Origin of the sequence: Pseudomonas phytophila (assembly GCF_025643095.1) — a bacterium.
Classification (GTDB): domain Bacteria; phylum Pseudomonadota; class Gammaproteobacteria; order Pseudomonadales; family Pseudomonadaceae; genus Aquipseudomonas; species Aquipseudomonas quasicaspiana.
In genome coordinates, this window is the sequence record NZ_CP081201.1 from 3,039,384 (window position 1) to 3,054,378 (window position 14,995).

General features: G+C 57.2%; 11 protein-coding genes. 4 read left to right on the top strand and 7 right to left on the bottom strand.

Features of this window, described 5'->3' with window-relative positions; genetic code table 11:
• Positions 1-53: 53 nt before the first annotated feature.
• A complete protein-coding gene (locus tag K3169_RS13690; protein ID WP_231674652.1) occupies positions 54-2,084 on the bottom strand; it encodes a response regulator in 2,031 nt (676 codons plus the stop codon).
• The gene (locus K3169_RS13695; RefSeq protein ID WP_231674651.1) at positions 2,081-3,565 is read right to left on the bottom strand and encodes an ATPase domain-containing protein; all 1,485 of its coding nucleotides are present in this window, start codon (positions 3,563-3,565) and stop codon (positions 2,081-2,083) included. Before K3169_RS13695 ends, K3169_RS13690 begins: the two co-directional genes overlap by 4 nt.
• Positions 3,566-3,848: 283 nt before the next feature.
• Here K3169_RS13695 and K3169_RS13700 point away from each other — a divergent pair, with 283 nt between their 5' ends.
• The gene (locus K3169_RS13700; protein WP_263271952.1) at positions 3,849-4,661 is read left to right on the top strand and encodes a crotonase/enoyl-CoA hydratase family protein; all 813 of its coding nucleotides are present in this window, start codon (positions 3,849-3,851) and stop codon (positions 4,659-4,661) included.
• Positions 4,662-4,707: 46 nt separating this feature from the next.
• A complete protein-coding gene (gene nudC, locus K3169_RS13705) occupies positions 4,708-5,544 on the top strand; it encodes an NAD(+) diphosphatase (protein WP_231674649.1) in 837 nt (278 codons plus the stop codon).
• Here nudC and K3169_RS13710 read toward each other — a convergent pair.
• From K3169_RS13710 to K3169_RS13730, 5 genes are all read right to left on the bottom strand, one after another.
• Positions 5,512-6,291, bottom strand: a complete 780-nt coding sequence (locus tag K3169_RS13710; protein WP_027899110.1) for a TSUP family transporter — start codon at positions 6,289-6,291, stop codon at positions 5,512-5,514. The genes nudC and K3169_RS13710 overlap by 33 nt on opposite strands.
• A 235-nt stretch (positions 6,292-6,526) precedes the next feature.
• Positions 6,527-7,294, bottom strand: coding sequence for an SDR family oxidoreductase (locus K3169_RS13715; RefSeq protein WP_099268824.1), 768 nt, complete (start codon positions 7,292-7,294; stop codon positions 6,527-6,529).
• Between the two features lie 37 nt (positions 7,295-7,331).
• Positions 7,332-8,399 (bottom strand): phosphotransferase family protein, encoded by a 1,068-nt coding sequence (locus K3169_RS13720; RefSeq protein WP_231674648.1) that lies wholly within the window; start codon positions 8,397-8,399, stop codon positions 7,332-7,334.
• Positions 8,400-8,760: 361 nt separating this feature from the next.
• Positions 8,761-9,075: an SCP2 sterol-binding domain-containing protein gene (locus tag K3169_RS13725; protein ID WP_027899113.1), complete on the bottom strand. Its 315-nt coding sequence runs from the start codon at positions 9,073-9,075 to the stop codon at positions 8,761-8,763.
• A 43-nt stretch (positions 9,076-9,118) separates the two neighbouring features.
• Positions 9,119-9,826, bottom strand: a complete 708-nt coding sequence (locus K3169_RS13730; RefSeq protein ID WP_231674647.1) for a histidine phosphatase family protein — start codon at positions 9,824-9,826, stop codon at positions 9,119-9,121.
• A 192-nt stretch (positions 9,827-10,018) separates the two neighbouring features.
• Here K3169_RS13730 and sohB point away from each other — a divergent pair, with 192 nt between their 5' ends.
• Entirely contained in the window at positions 10,019-11,041 is a 1,023-nt protein-coding gene (sohB, locus tag K3169_RS13735; RefSeq protein WP_027899115.1) for a protease SohB, read from the top strand.
• Between the two features lie 140 nt (positions 11,042-11,181).
• The gene (locus tag K3169_RS13740) at positions 11,182-14,799 is read left to right on the top strand and encodes an NEL-type E3 ubiquitin ligase domain-containing protein (RefSeq protein WP_231674646.1); all 3,618 of its coding nucleotides are present in this window, start codon (positions 11,182-11,184) and stop codon (positions 14,797-14,799) included.
• Positions 14,800-14,995 lie beyond the last annotated feature (196 nt).

Genomic DNA, 14,995 nt, shown 5'->3' on the forward strand with positions numbered 1-14,995 from the left:
CGATCATCTCCTTGCGCCATCACCTATCGGGTTGATGGCGCCGCAACAGTCATTCACTCCTCGATCATCTCCCGAACCTTGGACGTCAGGTTGTCAAAGGCGAACGGCTTGGTGATCATCTGCATGCCATCATCGAGAAAGCCCGCTCTGACGGCCGCGTGCTCGGCATAACCGGTGATAAATAGCACTTTGAGATTCGGACGCAACTGACGGCCTATTTCGGCCAGTTGCCGACCGTTCATGCCCGGCAGACCGACATCGCTGATCAGCAGGTCAATACGCTGGCCGGACTCCAGGATAGGCACGGCTTCAGGTCCGGAACCCGCCTCCACGTAGGCATAACCCAATTCGCCCAGAACTTCGCTGACCAATACCCGGACGGCGGCATCATCCTCAACGATAAGCACCGTTTCGCCTTCTTTGGCAAAGCTCTCCGGACTGTGGATGATCTGCTCGTCTTGAGTCTGCTGGCCTTTGAAGCGTGGCAGGTATAGCTGAACCGTGGTGCCTTTGCCTACTTCGCTTTTGATTGCGACATGGCCGTGGGACTGCTTGCTGAAGCCATAGATCATCGAAAGACCGAGCCCGGTGCCCTGACCAATGGGTTTGGTCGTGAAGAACGGGTCGAAGGCGCGGCTGATTACGCTGTCCGGCATGCCGTAACCGGTGTCACTGACGCTGAGCACCACGTAATCGCCAGGCAGCAGGTTCTCGTGGGCATTGGTGAAGGATCTGTCCAGACTCTCGTTGGACGACTCAACGATCAACAGACCGCCATCAGGCATGGCGTCCCGGGCGTTGAGCACCAGGTTGAGCAGGGCGCTTTCCAGTTGGTTGGGGTCGGCTTCCGCAGTCCACAGCTGCTCGTGCAGGTGAAGCTCCAGACGAATGCTCTCGTTGAGGCTTCGGTTGAGCAGCTCTCCCATGGAGCTGATCAACTGATTCATCTCGACCGGTTTGGAGTCCAGTGACTGGCGGCGGGAGAAGGCAAGTAATCGATGGGTCAGGGCGGCGGCACGGTTGGCGGACGTAACGCCCAGGTCAATCAGGCTGTTCAGGTCTTCGGTATTCCCGCGAGCCAGACGCCTTCGCAGTAACTCCAGGCTGCCGATAATGCCGGTCAGCATGTTATTGAAGTCGTGGGCAATGCCCCCGGTCAATTGGCCAACCGCTTCCATTTTCTGCGACTGGCGCAACACTTCTTCGTTGTGCTTGAGCTGGGAGGTACGTTCTTCGACCTGCTGCTCAAGGGTTTCGTTGAGTTGTCGCAGTTGTGCTTCAGCCTGCTTGCGCTCGGTGATGTCAGACGTCACCCCTGCCAAAGAGCTGACCCGGCCATTCTTGGCGCGAATGGCACGCGCCCGGACATCAACCCAATTCAATGAGCCATCAGGCCATACGTTGCGATATTCGATGATGAAATCGTCGCCGCTGTCCAGGCTGCGCTGCAGCGCCGATTGCATGCGAGGCTGGTCTTCGGCGAAGACCGCGTCGAGCCAGTCTTCATAGTCAAAGCGCTCGCTCTCGCTGCGCCCGTAATGAGAGCGGGATATATCCGAGCAGTCGAGGGTCAGGAACTCGGCTTCAAGTTGCCATGAGCCCAGACGTCCGGCTTTGAGTGCGTTCTGTAAACGTTGCTCGCCTTCCGCCAGGTCTTCCATGCGCGCTCTGGCTTCGTATTGTCGCCGACGTCCGCGGATTGCGGTGGTGACCAGACTGACCAGTGTGGAGGGATGGAAAGGGCGCTCAAGGAAGGTCACGTTACCCAGCATGGTGCCCAGGTAGGCCGAAGGGCTCTTTTCCGGGCCGCCGTGATGGGTAAGGAGCACCACAGGGAGGTCCGACCAGGGCGGCTGGCGCTCCAGGGTCTGCACCAGAATGCCGATGTCTTTGCCGCGCAGGGCCTCGTCGGCGATGATCGCCATACCCGCGCCGAGGCTCAGCTCAGCGCTCAGGTCGGCAAGGGTATGGGCGACGAGGGCGGGGAAACCCGCCTCTTGCAGAATCATTAAAGCGATCTGGCTGTCCCGGCCCCGTGGGGCCAGGATAATTGCCCTTTCCGATAGCAGTCCGAGGGTGCTCACTCCTCGTCATCCTGCATCAAGGGACTGTTTGATCCGGCGTATTGAGGAATGCCGCTGAGCACACCCTGAAACGCTGAGAGCGGTTTGCCTATCCTCAGGCCTTGATGACTGATGCGATACTCCCTGATGGTAGATTCGTGAGTGCCAGTACGCTTCTTGATGACTGAGATTGCGCGGCGCACTTCACCCTGGGCTTCGAAGTAGCGTAACAACATGACCGTATCGGCCAGATAAGTGATGTCAACCGGAGCACGCATGTCACCCACAAGGCCATGTTGCGCAACGGTCATGAATGTCGAGGCGCCTTGGCGATTGAGATAGAGCAACAGTTCGTGCATATGCAGAATCAGTGCATTCTCTTCCGGCATGGCCGCCGTATAGCCGTTGATACTGTCGATGACCACGGTTTTGATCTGCTTTTCGTCGACGCTGGCACGTACCCGGTGAGCGAACTCGCCCGGCGACAGTTCAGCGGCGTCGACCTGTTCAATCAGCAGGTTGCCGCTCTTTTCCAGCGCTTCCAGATCGACGCCGACCTTACGCATGCGGGTGAACAGCAGGCCGAGCTCTTCGTCGAAAATGAACAGCGCGACACGTTCGCCGCGGGCCACAGCTGCAGCCGCGAATACCAGAGAGATCAGCGATTTACCAGTACCCGCTGGTCCCAGAATCAAGGTGCTGGAGCCCCCGTCGATGCCGCCGCCCAACAATGCATCTAGCTCAGGCACGCCGCTGGACAGTATTCCGCGTTCGAATCGGGTGCGGTGTTCTGCAGCCACAAGCCGAGGAAAAACGTGGATGCCGTCACCCTTGATGGTGAAGTCGTGGAAGCCACCGCGGTATTTCTGCCCGCGATATTTGACCACTCGCAGGCGACGGCGCTCGGCGCCGTAATTCGGGTTCAGTTCTTCCAGGCGAATCACGCCATGGGCGACGCTGTGCACCGTCTTGTCCAGTGCTTCGGTGGTCAGGTCATCCAGCAGCAGCACCGTCGCGTCATAGCGGGTGAAGTAATGCTTGATGGACAGAATCTGCCGTCGGTACCGCAGGGAGCTTTGCGCCAGCAAGCGGATTTCCGAAAGGCTGTCGATGACGACCCGGGTAGGTCTCACGCGTTCGACCACTTCAAAAATCTGACGCGTTGCCTCGCCCAGTTCAAGGTCCGATGAATACAACAAACTTTGATGATTGTCTGCATCGAGCAGACTTTCAGGTGGCGTGAGCTCGTAGATAACGATGTTCTCGTCCAGAGTCCAGCCATGGGAAGCTGCGCCATCGCGCAGTTCGATGTCGGTTTCTGACAGGGTGATATACAGGCAACGTTCGCCTTCAAGGGCACCTGCACGAAGAAATTGCAGAGCTACAGTCGTCTTGCCTGTGCCGGGTTCGCCTTCGAGTAGAAACACATGCCGCCGGGAAAGACCACCCGCCAGAATGTCATCGAGGCCCACAATACCGGTTGCTGCTTTTGATGTAGTCAAGAATCGCCCTCTTGCGACCTTAGGGGTGTGGCATAGCCTTGAAATCGGCCGCTGCGCTGTCAATGCCTATGACGCAGCTCACTATCACTTACCTATTAACGGACCGCTGAGTGTCGGGAGCGTTCAGACTTTCGCACCGTGCAGCCCGCTTTCAGCGGGGTTTCGGGACGGATATCCAGCGTATGGCACAACTGCCGCCTTATCGCGTAACGGCCAGTGTTGATATAGTCTTTGGCTGAATCGAGTCGTGGCTAGAACAAGAAAAATCAAGAGAGGAACCTCCGTGTCTGACTACCAATCCTTTGTCGTAAAGCTTAGTGATCACATCGCCCACGTGCAGATCAATCGACCGGAAAAGGTCAACGCCATGGACGCTGCATTCTGGTCTGAAATCATTGAGATTTTCCAGTGGATTGATGAGAACGATGAAGTTCGCGTCGTGGTGCTGAGCGGGGCGGGCAAGCACTTTTCTTCTGGCATCGATCTGACACTGCTGGCTTCGGTCGCCAACGAGCTGGGTAAGGACGCCGGGCGTAATGCCCGGACGTTGCGACGCAAGATTCGGCAGTTGCAAGCCTCGTTCACTGCGGTCGACCAGTGTCGCAAGCCGGTACTTGCAGCCATTCAGGGTTATTGCCTCGGTGGTGCCATTGACCTCGTGTCGGCGTGCGACATGCGCTATTGCGCCGAGGACGCGAAGTTTGCGATTCGTGAGATCGATATGGGCATGGCGGCTGACGTCGGCACATTGCAACGCCTGCCACGCATCATCGGGGACGGTATCATGCGCGAACTGGCTTACACTGGGCGGACTGTAGAAGCCGCGGAAGCCCGCGAGATTGGCCTGGTCAACCGCGTTTTCGCCGACAGCGCCAGGCTGCTCGAAGGTGTTCTGGGCATCGCTGCGCAAATCGCCTCCAAGTCGCCAATCGCCATTGCTGGAACCAAGGAAATGATCAGCTACATGCGTGATCACCGTGTCGATGACGGGCTTGAGCACGTTGCCATCTGGAACGCAGCCATGCTGCAATCGGCGGACTTGAATACGGCCATGGTTGCGCAGATGAGCAAGCAGAAGCCTGTCTTCGACAACTAGAGCAAAAAAAAGCGCGAGAATCAGATCAACTCATCAGGGAGTTCTTATGTCAGTCCCCAGTCGCTGGACCACCGCTGTACTGGATGTTCAGACTCCGGGCGGTTGGGCTGTTGTGCACAGCGAGCAAGGTTTCCTGCTGGATGGTAACGGGGCAATGTTTCCTCGTGAGTGGCTCAAGCAACAGGCGCTGCCCCTCATCAGTGAGCACGGTATTGGCCATTTTGATGGCGAGCCGGTGTATCTATACGTTCTGAAAGACCCCGTTGAAGTCGAAGGCTGCACTTGGCAAGGGTTGCGTCAGTTCATGTTGTCCGGTGATTACGACGTCTTCCAGCAGCTGGGTTACGCCGCCCAGATCAGCACCTGGGCACGGGAGCATCGATTCTGTGGCAGTTGCGGACGTCCCACCGTGCAGGTGGCGGGGGAGCGTGCCATGTATTGCGAGCATGACAACCTGCGTTTCTATCCGCGCATCTCGCCGAGCATGATCGTGCTGATTACCCGAGGCGATGAAGTGCTGTTGGCGCGGTCGCCACGCTTCGTGACCGGGGTTTACAGCACCTTGGCCGGGTTTGTTGAGCCGGGTGAATCCGCCGAAGACTGCGTGCGCCGGGAAGTCATGGAAGAGGTGCAGGTCAAGGTGAAAAACATTCGCTACGTGGGCAGTCAGTGCTGGCCGTTCCCGCATTCCATGATGCTGGGCTTCCATGCCGAATTCGACAGTGGCGAAATTGTGCCCCAGCCGGACGAAATCGAAGACGCACGCTGGTTCAATATCAATGACCTACCGCCATTGCCTGCCAGCCGCTCCATCGCCCGGCATCTGATCGAACTGTATCTGGCGCAGCGCTCAGGCGCCCCCGAACCAGTGCTGCCAGGCTAGGCGGGCGGTCAGGCAAAGCACGACCGTGATGAACACCGGGCGAATGAATTTCGCCCCGCCTTTGATGGCGCTACGGGCGCCAAGCGCTGCCCCCAGCATCACTGCGATACCCATGCTCAAGCCGATCAGCCAGTCCACCTGACCGGAAAAGATAAACACCGACAGCGCGGCCGCGTTACTGACGAAATTCATACTGCGTGCCACGCCACTGGCCTTGACCAGATCAAGCGGGTAGATCAGCAGTGAGCTGACCGTCCAGAAGGCACCCGTTCCCGGACCAGCAACACCGTCGTAAAAACCCAGCCCCAGGCCTTGAGGCAACTGCCATTTTTTCTTGATGGGCGCATCGCTGTTCAACGGCGCCTTGGGCGTGCCACCGAACAGCAGGTAGAGCCCGCAACCGAAAACAATCACCGGCAGCATCTGGTTGATCCATTCGCCGGGCAGGTACTGAGCGATCGCTGCACCGATCAGTGCGCCGACAGCGGTCCCGATCAGGGCACGGGTCCATTGCCGAGGATGAAACAGCTTGCGCCGGTAGAAGGTGAAACTCGCAGTCGCCGAGCCGAAGGTCGAACTGAGTTTATTAGTGCCCAGCACCAGATGCGGGGGCAGGCCCGCTGTCATCAGCGCCGGGGTGGTCAGCAAGCCGCCGCCTCCGGCAATGGCATCAATGAAACCGGCAACAAAGGCAACGACAACCAGCACCGCGAGGGTGCCCGGTTCGACACTCAGTTCAAAAGGCATGGGAAGGGCTTACTTGGCAGTCGGGCAGAAAAGGCTGCCCGGAAGCGGCGTATGTTACTGCAGGTAGTGGCGCAGTTGGAAAGGTGGAGCAAGATTACGCAAAACCTGTGGGAGCCGGGCCCGCGATAAGAACACCTTGGTCTATCCGAGAGCTGTTTCCAGCCTGATCGCGGTTCAGCCCGACTCCCACAGAGTTAATCGAAGCGTAGGCAGCGAACGATTTCCCCGCGCGCAGTCAGGACAGAAACCCGCCATCCACATTCAACGCCACACCCGTCGTATAGCTGGACGCCGCACTTGCCAGGTAAAGCACGGCACCGGCCATTTCAGAAGGGTCTGCCACTCGCTTGAGCGGGATCTGCTGCAGGGCGGTCTTGAGTATCGCGTCGTTCTTGACCAGTGCCGAGGCGAACTTAGTGTCGGTCAGACCGGGCAGCAGGGCGTTGCAGCGAATGCCAAAAGGCGCGCATTCCTTGGCGAACACCTTGGTCATGTTGATCACCGCCGCTTTGGTGACGGAATAGATACCCTGGAAAACCCCTGGAGAAACGCCGTTGATCGAAGCCACGTTGATGATGCTGCCACCCCCGTTGTCGCGCATTAATTTGCCAGCTTCGACCGACATGAAGAAATAGCCCCGGATATTCACATCCACGGTCTTCTGAAATGCGCCCAGGTCAGTGTCCAGCACGTTGCAGAATTGCGGATTGGTGGCCGCGTTGTTGACCAGAATATCCAGCCGCCCGAATTGCTCACGAATCTGCGCGAACACCGCGGTGATCTGTTCCATCTCACCAATATGGCAAGCCATTGCCGTCGCCTGACCGCCATCGGCGATGATGGCATCTGCCACGTGCTGACAGCCGTCGATCTTGCGGCTGCTGACAATCACATGTGCGCCTTGCCGTGCGAGCAATCTGGCGATGGCCTCGCCAATGCCGCGGCTGGCTCCTGAGACGAAGGCGATCTTGCCGTCGAGGTCGAACAGCTCGGTTCTGGACATGTTGTTTTCCTTATCGGGTCGCAGTGTCGGGTTGCAGTCAGAGCGTAGATTTGCCAATCACCTGCAGGCTCATGTGCTCAAGCAGCTTGTTCATGTGAATGAACTGCGCAAAGCGCTTGTCCTGTGTCTGGCCGTGGAAAAAGCGATAGTAGATTTGCTGCACGATCCCGGCCAGGCGGAACAGTCCGTAGGTGTAGTAAAAATCGAAATTATCGATGCGGATGCCGGAACGTTCGGCGTAATAGTCGACGAATTGCTGGCGGGTGAGCATCCCCGGCGCATGGCTGGGCTGACGCCGCATCAACTGCACCGGGGCCGGGTCGTCGGCCTGAATCCAGTAAGCCAGCGTGTTGCCCAGATCCATCAGCGGATCGCCGAGGGTGGTCATTTCCCAGTCCAGCACGCCAATGATCTGCATCGGGTTGGCGGGGTCGAGCAGTACGTTGTCGAAGCGATAGTCGTTATGGACGATGGCGGGTACAGGGTGGTCAGCAGGCATTTTATCCGAGAGCCATGCCTTGACCTGCGTCCATTCGGGCGCATCCGGTGTGCGGGCGTTGTCATAGCGCTCCGTCCAGCCGCGAATCTGGCGCTCCACGTAGCCCTCGGGCTTGCCCAGGTCTCCCAGGCCGCAGGCTTGATAATCCACGCGGTGCAATTCCACCAGGCGGTCAACGAAGCTCTTGCACAGGGTTTGGGTCTGGCTGGCATCCAGGTTCAGATCCGCTGGCAAGTCCGAACGTAGAATGATGCCTTTGATTCGCTCCATTACATAGAATTCGGAACCGATCACTGACTCATCCACGCAGTGCAGATAAGCTTTCGGGCAGTATGGAAAGGCATCCTTGAGCTGGTTGATGATGCGGAATTCCCGCCGCATGTCATGGGCCGACCGGGCTTTGTGGCCGAAGGGCGGGCGTCGCAGTACGAACTCCTGATCAGGGTACTGCAGCAGATACGTCAGGTTAGACGCGCCACCGGGAAACTGGCTGATGTGCGGTATCCCTTCAAGGCCGGGAATCTGCGCTTTCAGGTACGGGTCTATGAGCGCGGCATCCAGCTCTTCGCCTGCACGGATCTCTGTGGACTGGTCAGTAAGCGCCATGCTTATCCCTTCTGCTTATTATGGTGCGCGTAGATCATTGACTAATCGAATGTAGCTAACAATGTTCAAACTGTCTTATTGGTCGCCGTGTTGCAGGTTGATCATCGGTTTTGATGGGCTTGATACTGTAGAAATAGCCTTGGTATCCCTGACCCCACGCTGTCACGCAGCAAACGGGTGACCTGTGGAGCTGCCGAAGGCTGCGATCGCGGTGTATCAGGAGAAATGCTTCGCAGCCTTCGGCAGCTCCTACAGAAAATTATTGAAATCAGGTAGTTGTATTTTTATAGAAACCCAGAAAAAACAGCCAAAAAAAAACCGAAGCACGCAGGCTTCGGTTTTCATGTTCAGAGCGTTGCAATCAGGCCGGGAACAATTCGCTGAGCTTCATCGCCAGCATCATGTCGCCTTCAGCGCGCAGCTTGCCGCCCATGAACGCCTGCATGCCGTCGGTCTCGCCGCTGACAATACCTTCCAGCGTTTCGCCGTCCATCACCAGCGTGACCTGCGCATCAGGGTTTTCACCTTCCTGCAGCTCGCAGGTGCTGTCTTTGACGATCAGCGAGAAATGTTTGTCTTCATCGATACGGAAGCCGAAAACCAGGTCCAGGCCAGCGGCGGCACTTGGGTTGAACTTGGCTTTCATGGCTTGAACGGCGTCGGCTACGGAGGTCATGGTTCGGTCCTTTCTAGTGGTTGTTCTGCAAGGTTTGCCTGGATCACCGATAAGTGATGAGTTCCGGCGTATTGATTAGTTGCAAGTGTGCAAAATTGTTGAAGCCTGCCAGGGCAACCTCGTGACCACGAAATTTGAGGTGGCTGAACGAGGTGTTGACGATGTGCCAGTTGAGCTGGAAAGCCTGCTCGGCCGGCATTTGAGTAATCAGGTGGAGCAGGGCGGTAATGGTGCCGCCCGAGGTGAACACGGCAATATGTTCGCCGCGTTCAGCCCGCTCAAGTATTCGACGTAATCCAGCCTGAACCTGAGCAACAAATGCCTGCCAGCTCTGCAAGCCTTCATCGTCGTGGCTACCGCTGAGCCAGCGAGAGACGATCATTGAAAACAGGCGCTGAAACTCGGCACGGTGTTGAGCGGCATTACGCATCACGTGCAACGCTTCGGGTTCGTTTTCAAGAGTGGGTAGCAGGGTGCGGATGACGGATTCCGCGTCGAATTCATTGAACGCTGGATCGATTTCCAGTTCCGGAGCTTTCAGCCCGGCAGCATCAAGTTGACCCAGCGTCAGTTCGGCAGTGTGCTGCTGACGGCGCAAGCTGCCAGTGATACAGCGATCAAACCTGAAGTTGGTCCGGGCGATATGTGCACCGAGTAATTCTGACTGACGAATGCCGATCGGCGACAGCACGTCGTAATCGTCGGCACCAAAGGATGCCTGTCCATGTCGTATCAGATAGATGCTGCCCACGTCCGTTTCCCGGTACGTTGAAGTGTTTGCGAGGTTATGAGGATGCCTAAGGCGTGTCAATGAAAAAACATACGCTTGTTTGAATGGCCATTATGAAACGATTGGCGGCTGGTCGCCATCTGGTCGCACCGGTATGCTTGATCCATCCGCGACCCTTGAATGGTAAGGGCGCAATCCAAGTGAGGAGTCTCTGTGGAGTTTTTAGCCGATTACGCCAGCTTCCTGGCCAAAACGGTCACCCTGGTTGTCGCTATCGTCATTGTGCTGGTGGCTATTGCTTCTATGCGCGGCAAAGGTCGCCGTCGGTCAGCCGGGCAGTTGCAAGTCACCAAACTCAACGATTTTTACAAAGCCCTGCGTGAGCGCCTTGAGCAATCCCTGCTGGACAAGGATCGTCTCAAGGCGCTGCGTAAAGAGCAGGCCAAAAGTCTCAAGAAGGACAAGAAGCAGGCCGAGCCCAAGTCCCGCGTCTACGTGCTGGACTTCGATGGCGATATCAAAGCTTCTGCCACTGAGAGCCTGCGTCACGAGATTACAGCGCTGTTGACCCTGGCCACCGACAAGGACGAGGTGGTTCTGCGTCTGGAAAGCGGCGGTGGCATGGTTCACAGCTATGGCCTGGCCTCTTCGCAACTGGCCCGCATTCGTCAGGCCGGCATCCCGCTGACCATTTGTATCGACAAAGTGGCGGCTAGCGGTGGCTACATGATGGCGTGCATCGGAGACAAGATCATCAGCGCGCCTTTCGCCATTCTGGGTTCGATTGGCGTTGTCGCGCAGTTGCCTAACGTCAATCGTCTACTCAAAAAACATGACATCGACTTCGAAGTGCTGACCGCTGGTGAGTACAAGCGCACCTTGACTGTGTTTGGCGAAAACACCGAAAAAGGCCGTGAGAAATTTCAACAGGATCTGGACATCACCCACGACCTGTTCAAAAACTTCGTTGCCAATTACCGTCCGCAACTGGCCATTGATGAAGTGGCCACCGGCGAGGTATGGCTGGGCGTTGCAGCACTCGATAAGCAGTTGGTCGATGAGCTCAAGACCAGCGACGAGTACATCGGTGAGCGCGCCAAGACCGCCGAAGTGTTCCACTTGCATTATGTGCAGCGTAAAAGCCTGCAAGAGCGCATGGGCATGGCTGCGGCCGGTTCAGTGGACCGACTCCTCCTGGGCTGGTGGAGTCGTCTGACTCAACAACGTTTCTGGTAAAACCTTCGAGCGCCGCCTGCAATTGCAGGCGGCGCTTTTTATTGTCTCGAATAAATCAACGCGCGGTATTTATACAGGCCACTCCGCGCCGCTATATCGACAAGACTGGCAGTCTCTTTGCAATAAGGAAATTGCCTAAAATGCCGACACCCGTCGACTACCTCGCCAACAACCCGCTTCTGGATACTTTCGTCAGCGCTCATGGGGCTGTTATTAAAGGCCCGGCGAGCTTTGCCCGAGATTTGATCAAAGCACACGCCACTCAATACTGGGCGATGGACATTGATCCGGACGCCATTTGCCTGACAACACTTCGTTTCAACTCGCCACCCGCTAACGCTCCTTATCCGGCAGTTGTGCAGACGTCGCTGACGCTGACTGAGGCGCTGCTGAGTCATGTACAGCGTCGTTCAAGTCTGTTCAGGTTTCTGGATGTCGTCCAGGTCTGGAGGCCCGGCGGCATTGCCTTGAAACGGGTCGAGAATCTGTTGCCGAATTTCACGGTGCGTACTTATGAAGGGCTTTACAAGCGAACCATGCCACAGCGCTATGACGCTTCAACTCACATCAGTATCAGCCCTGACCAGTTCAAGCAGTTCGTCAAAGACACGGACCTGCGCACTCTCTACAGTGATTACATCGAGCAGTTGCTCTCGACACATGCGCAGTCATTTCCGGTCCTGGCTAAAGCAGCCTTTATCAAAGCCGCTTTCCTGCAGGTGCGTGAAAAAACATTAAGCGAGGTTGACTGGCAACTGGCACTTGAATCCGCGGGCCTTACGGCAGCGCAGCGTTGGGAAACGCTCACACCGGTAAGGCTTGCCGAGTCGTTTCGAGTCGCAAGTCATATTGTCGTTTCACCGTTGAAAGTCCATCACTACACCGCTACCGACATCCTGCTGATCAAGAACAAACGCAGTAACCGCACGCTGCTGTATATCCCTGGAAATTCATCGCCCCTGCAGGGTTTTGAAAATGAAAGCAAACTCTCGTATTGGCTGGCGACCCAATGCCGCGAGCCCGCCAAACGTCTGGCCCTGGCGGCGCATTTTCAAGAGCGAGACGACAGCGACGGGTTGTTCCTGAGTGGCTTGTATACGGCCCTGGAGGGTGTAGCTGCCTATCCGCACTGGCTTAACAGAGCCACCGGCAGCTGGCCGCCGCACCAATATGTGCACGCGGGCAAACAGATTGTCGGTGATCCCTTTGACGCCGTGCGTGACAGTTTGCAAGCGCGCTTGAGGGCTGACGCCAGGTCGGTTATCCATACCCGCAGCGACGCACACCTCGAGGGATTGGCCGAAGGCCTGACGCGCAGTCTGGTGTTTACAGGGCTGATCGCGCTGATGGTGCCTGAGGCTGTGCCGTTCATTATCGGTCTTTCCACCACGTTGATCGGCGTGGGAGCGGTTCAGGCAAATCAAGGTAAAACCTTTGAAGAGCGCAAACGAGCAGCGCAGCGCATCGAATTTGGCGTCTTCAACGCGCTGCCATTGGCCGCGGAAGGCTTTGTCAAAGTCGCTGTCGGTTTGTCTGATGCAACATCAACCATTGAGCCGCTGACTGTTGTCGATGAGACAGAATCATTGGCCGGGCAACGCGTAGTGCCTGGGAGCGGGCCGCGTCTGCGCTTCGAAATGGCGCCTCCCAATCTGCGATCACTGGATTCCGGCCTGCGTCAGTCCTTGAAATCATTCGAGGCACCGCCCGCGTCATTGCTGGGCGAGCCGACTGTGCATGGGCCCAATGGCATGCTGGATATCCACTATGCAGATGGGCATTACTTCGTGGCGATTCATGACAAGGCTTACGAAGTTTGCTGGGCGCAGTCTGCGCGTCAGTGGCGTATTACTGCTCCGGATGGAACGGGCAGGGTTGGCCCTTTCATCAAGCAGCTGGACACCGATCAGTGGGACATTGATCTCGGTGGCCTCAAGGGTGGAATGGAAGACAACGCCGTATCTCTCGTCAGTACGGGCGCGCCCCAAACTTCATTGCACCAACAGGTCAAGGCGCTTTATCCCGGCTTCACCTCGCAGCAGACCGCTGAGTTTATTTCCGGCCTGCGCGCCAGCGGCACTTCAATCGAGATACAGCTGGCGCGACTGTCGATGGACTTTCAGGCGCTGGACCGCAGCCTTGAGCGCTGGGTCAACGGCCCGGTGGGCTGGCGACCGGTGACTGAAACCCATTCGATTCCGGTATCCAGCATGTCCCGGCGCAATGCGGCTGACATCATCAAGCGCTGCTGGCAGCGCCAAACACCGGTCACAGGCGTTGCTGCCCGGCACCTCAATGGCTATATGATCGACCTGTCTGGTCTGGTGATTGGCGATCTGCCTTATCTGCCCGGCGACTTTAGCCATGTCACGGCTATTAATCTTTCGCGCACTTATATGTCGCAACAGTCGGTAAGCGCCCTTGTAGCTAAATGCCCCGGACTGAGTTGGCTGAATGTCGAAAACAACTTCCTGTCCGTGATACCCGCAGGTATTCGCAATCTGCGACACCTGACTCGTCTGACCCTTGCCAACAACCGCATCGTGCTTACTGCCGACATGGTGCAAACGCTCAGACGTCTGCCTAACCTGCGGTTGCTCAACCTTGACCGAAATCCCATTGGGCCGCTGCTTGATGTCCGGGGCATGCCGCAACTGCTCAATCTTTTTCTGCGCGGGACCGGCCTTGTGGACGCTCCCGCCGGCGTGTTCGATATTCCCGGTCTGGTGGCACTGGACCTGCGCGGCAATCAGGTGACGACGCTGCCTGAGTCCTTCTTCGAAATGCCCGGCGCTGCGGATCACACGCTGCTGGACGGCAATCCTCTTTCCATTGGCACCCGAATCCGTATCGGCTCGGTTGGCGGCCCGATGATTTTTACTGAAGTGGCCGACAACGTAGAGTTCTGGCTGGCTCAGACGCCTGCGATGGAGCGTGTGCATCGGCGAGCTGTATGGAGTCTGTTCTGGAGCGAGATGCATGCCGCTGACTTCTTTGAAATTATCTCGCGCTTGCAGGGCTCTGCAGATTTCAGCTTGAGTCGTGCAGCCGTCACGCAAAGGGTCTGGGATCTTCTGGAGGCGGGGGCCGAAGATGAGCTTTTGCGCTCCAGACTGATCGCGATGGCGGCGTTCCCTGAAACCTGCGTCGACGGTGCGGCCGTGATTTTCAGCAACATGGAACTGGAGGTCCTTGTCAGTCGCGCCCGCTCATTGGCAACTGGCGGGAGAGAAGGTCCGCAATTGCTGAAGCTGTTACGGGGGCTGTTTCGTCTTGAAGAAGTCGATGGTCTTGCGCGCCTGGATGCCGCCGCACGCGTCGGCTTCACCGAGGATGTTGAAGTGCAGTTGGCTTATCGTGTCGGCCTTGCCAGTCGCCTGGAGTTGCCGATCAGCTCCCGCACCATGCAGTTTTCCACCTCCGCGGACGTTACCGATGATGCGCTGAGCAGGGCTGAACAATACGTATTGAGCCGTGAAACGCCCGAGGAACTGACTGCCTTTGCCATAAGACGTGATTTCTGGATTGACTACTTGAAACGCCAGTACGCCGATGAGTTTGTAGCCTGTCAGCGCGCTACTGCATTGCGTATGGAGGCCCTTGATGATCTGCAAAGCGAACGCCCCATGTCGGACGCGGCTTACAAAGATCAGGCGGACGCGATTATGAAACAGCGGCAGCGAGATGAAGAGGAGCTGATGACACAATTGACCCAGGCGGAGTGGGTGGGAGGAGGCCTTGCAGCCAATGGGGTTTGATTGATCGGGGGCCTGTTACAGCGAAGTTCGCCCGTGAAAAACGATAACGCTGTGTAAGAGGTAAATCGCGTCGGCTGATTGGGTGATCCCTGTGGGAGATTCTATGTTCGCCTGCAAGCGTTGATCCCGGTGGGAGCGAATTCATTCGCGAAGACGGCATTCCTGACGGCACAGATACATCGGATGTACCGGCCCC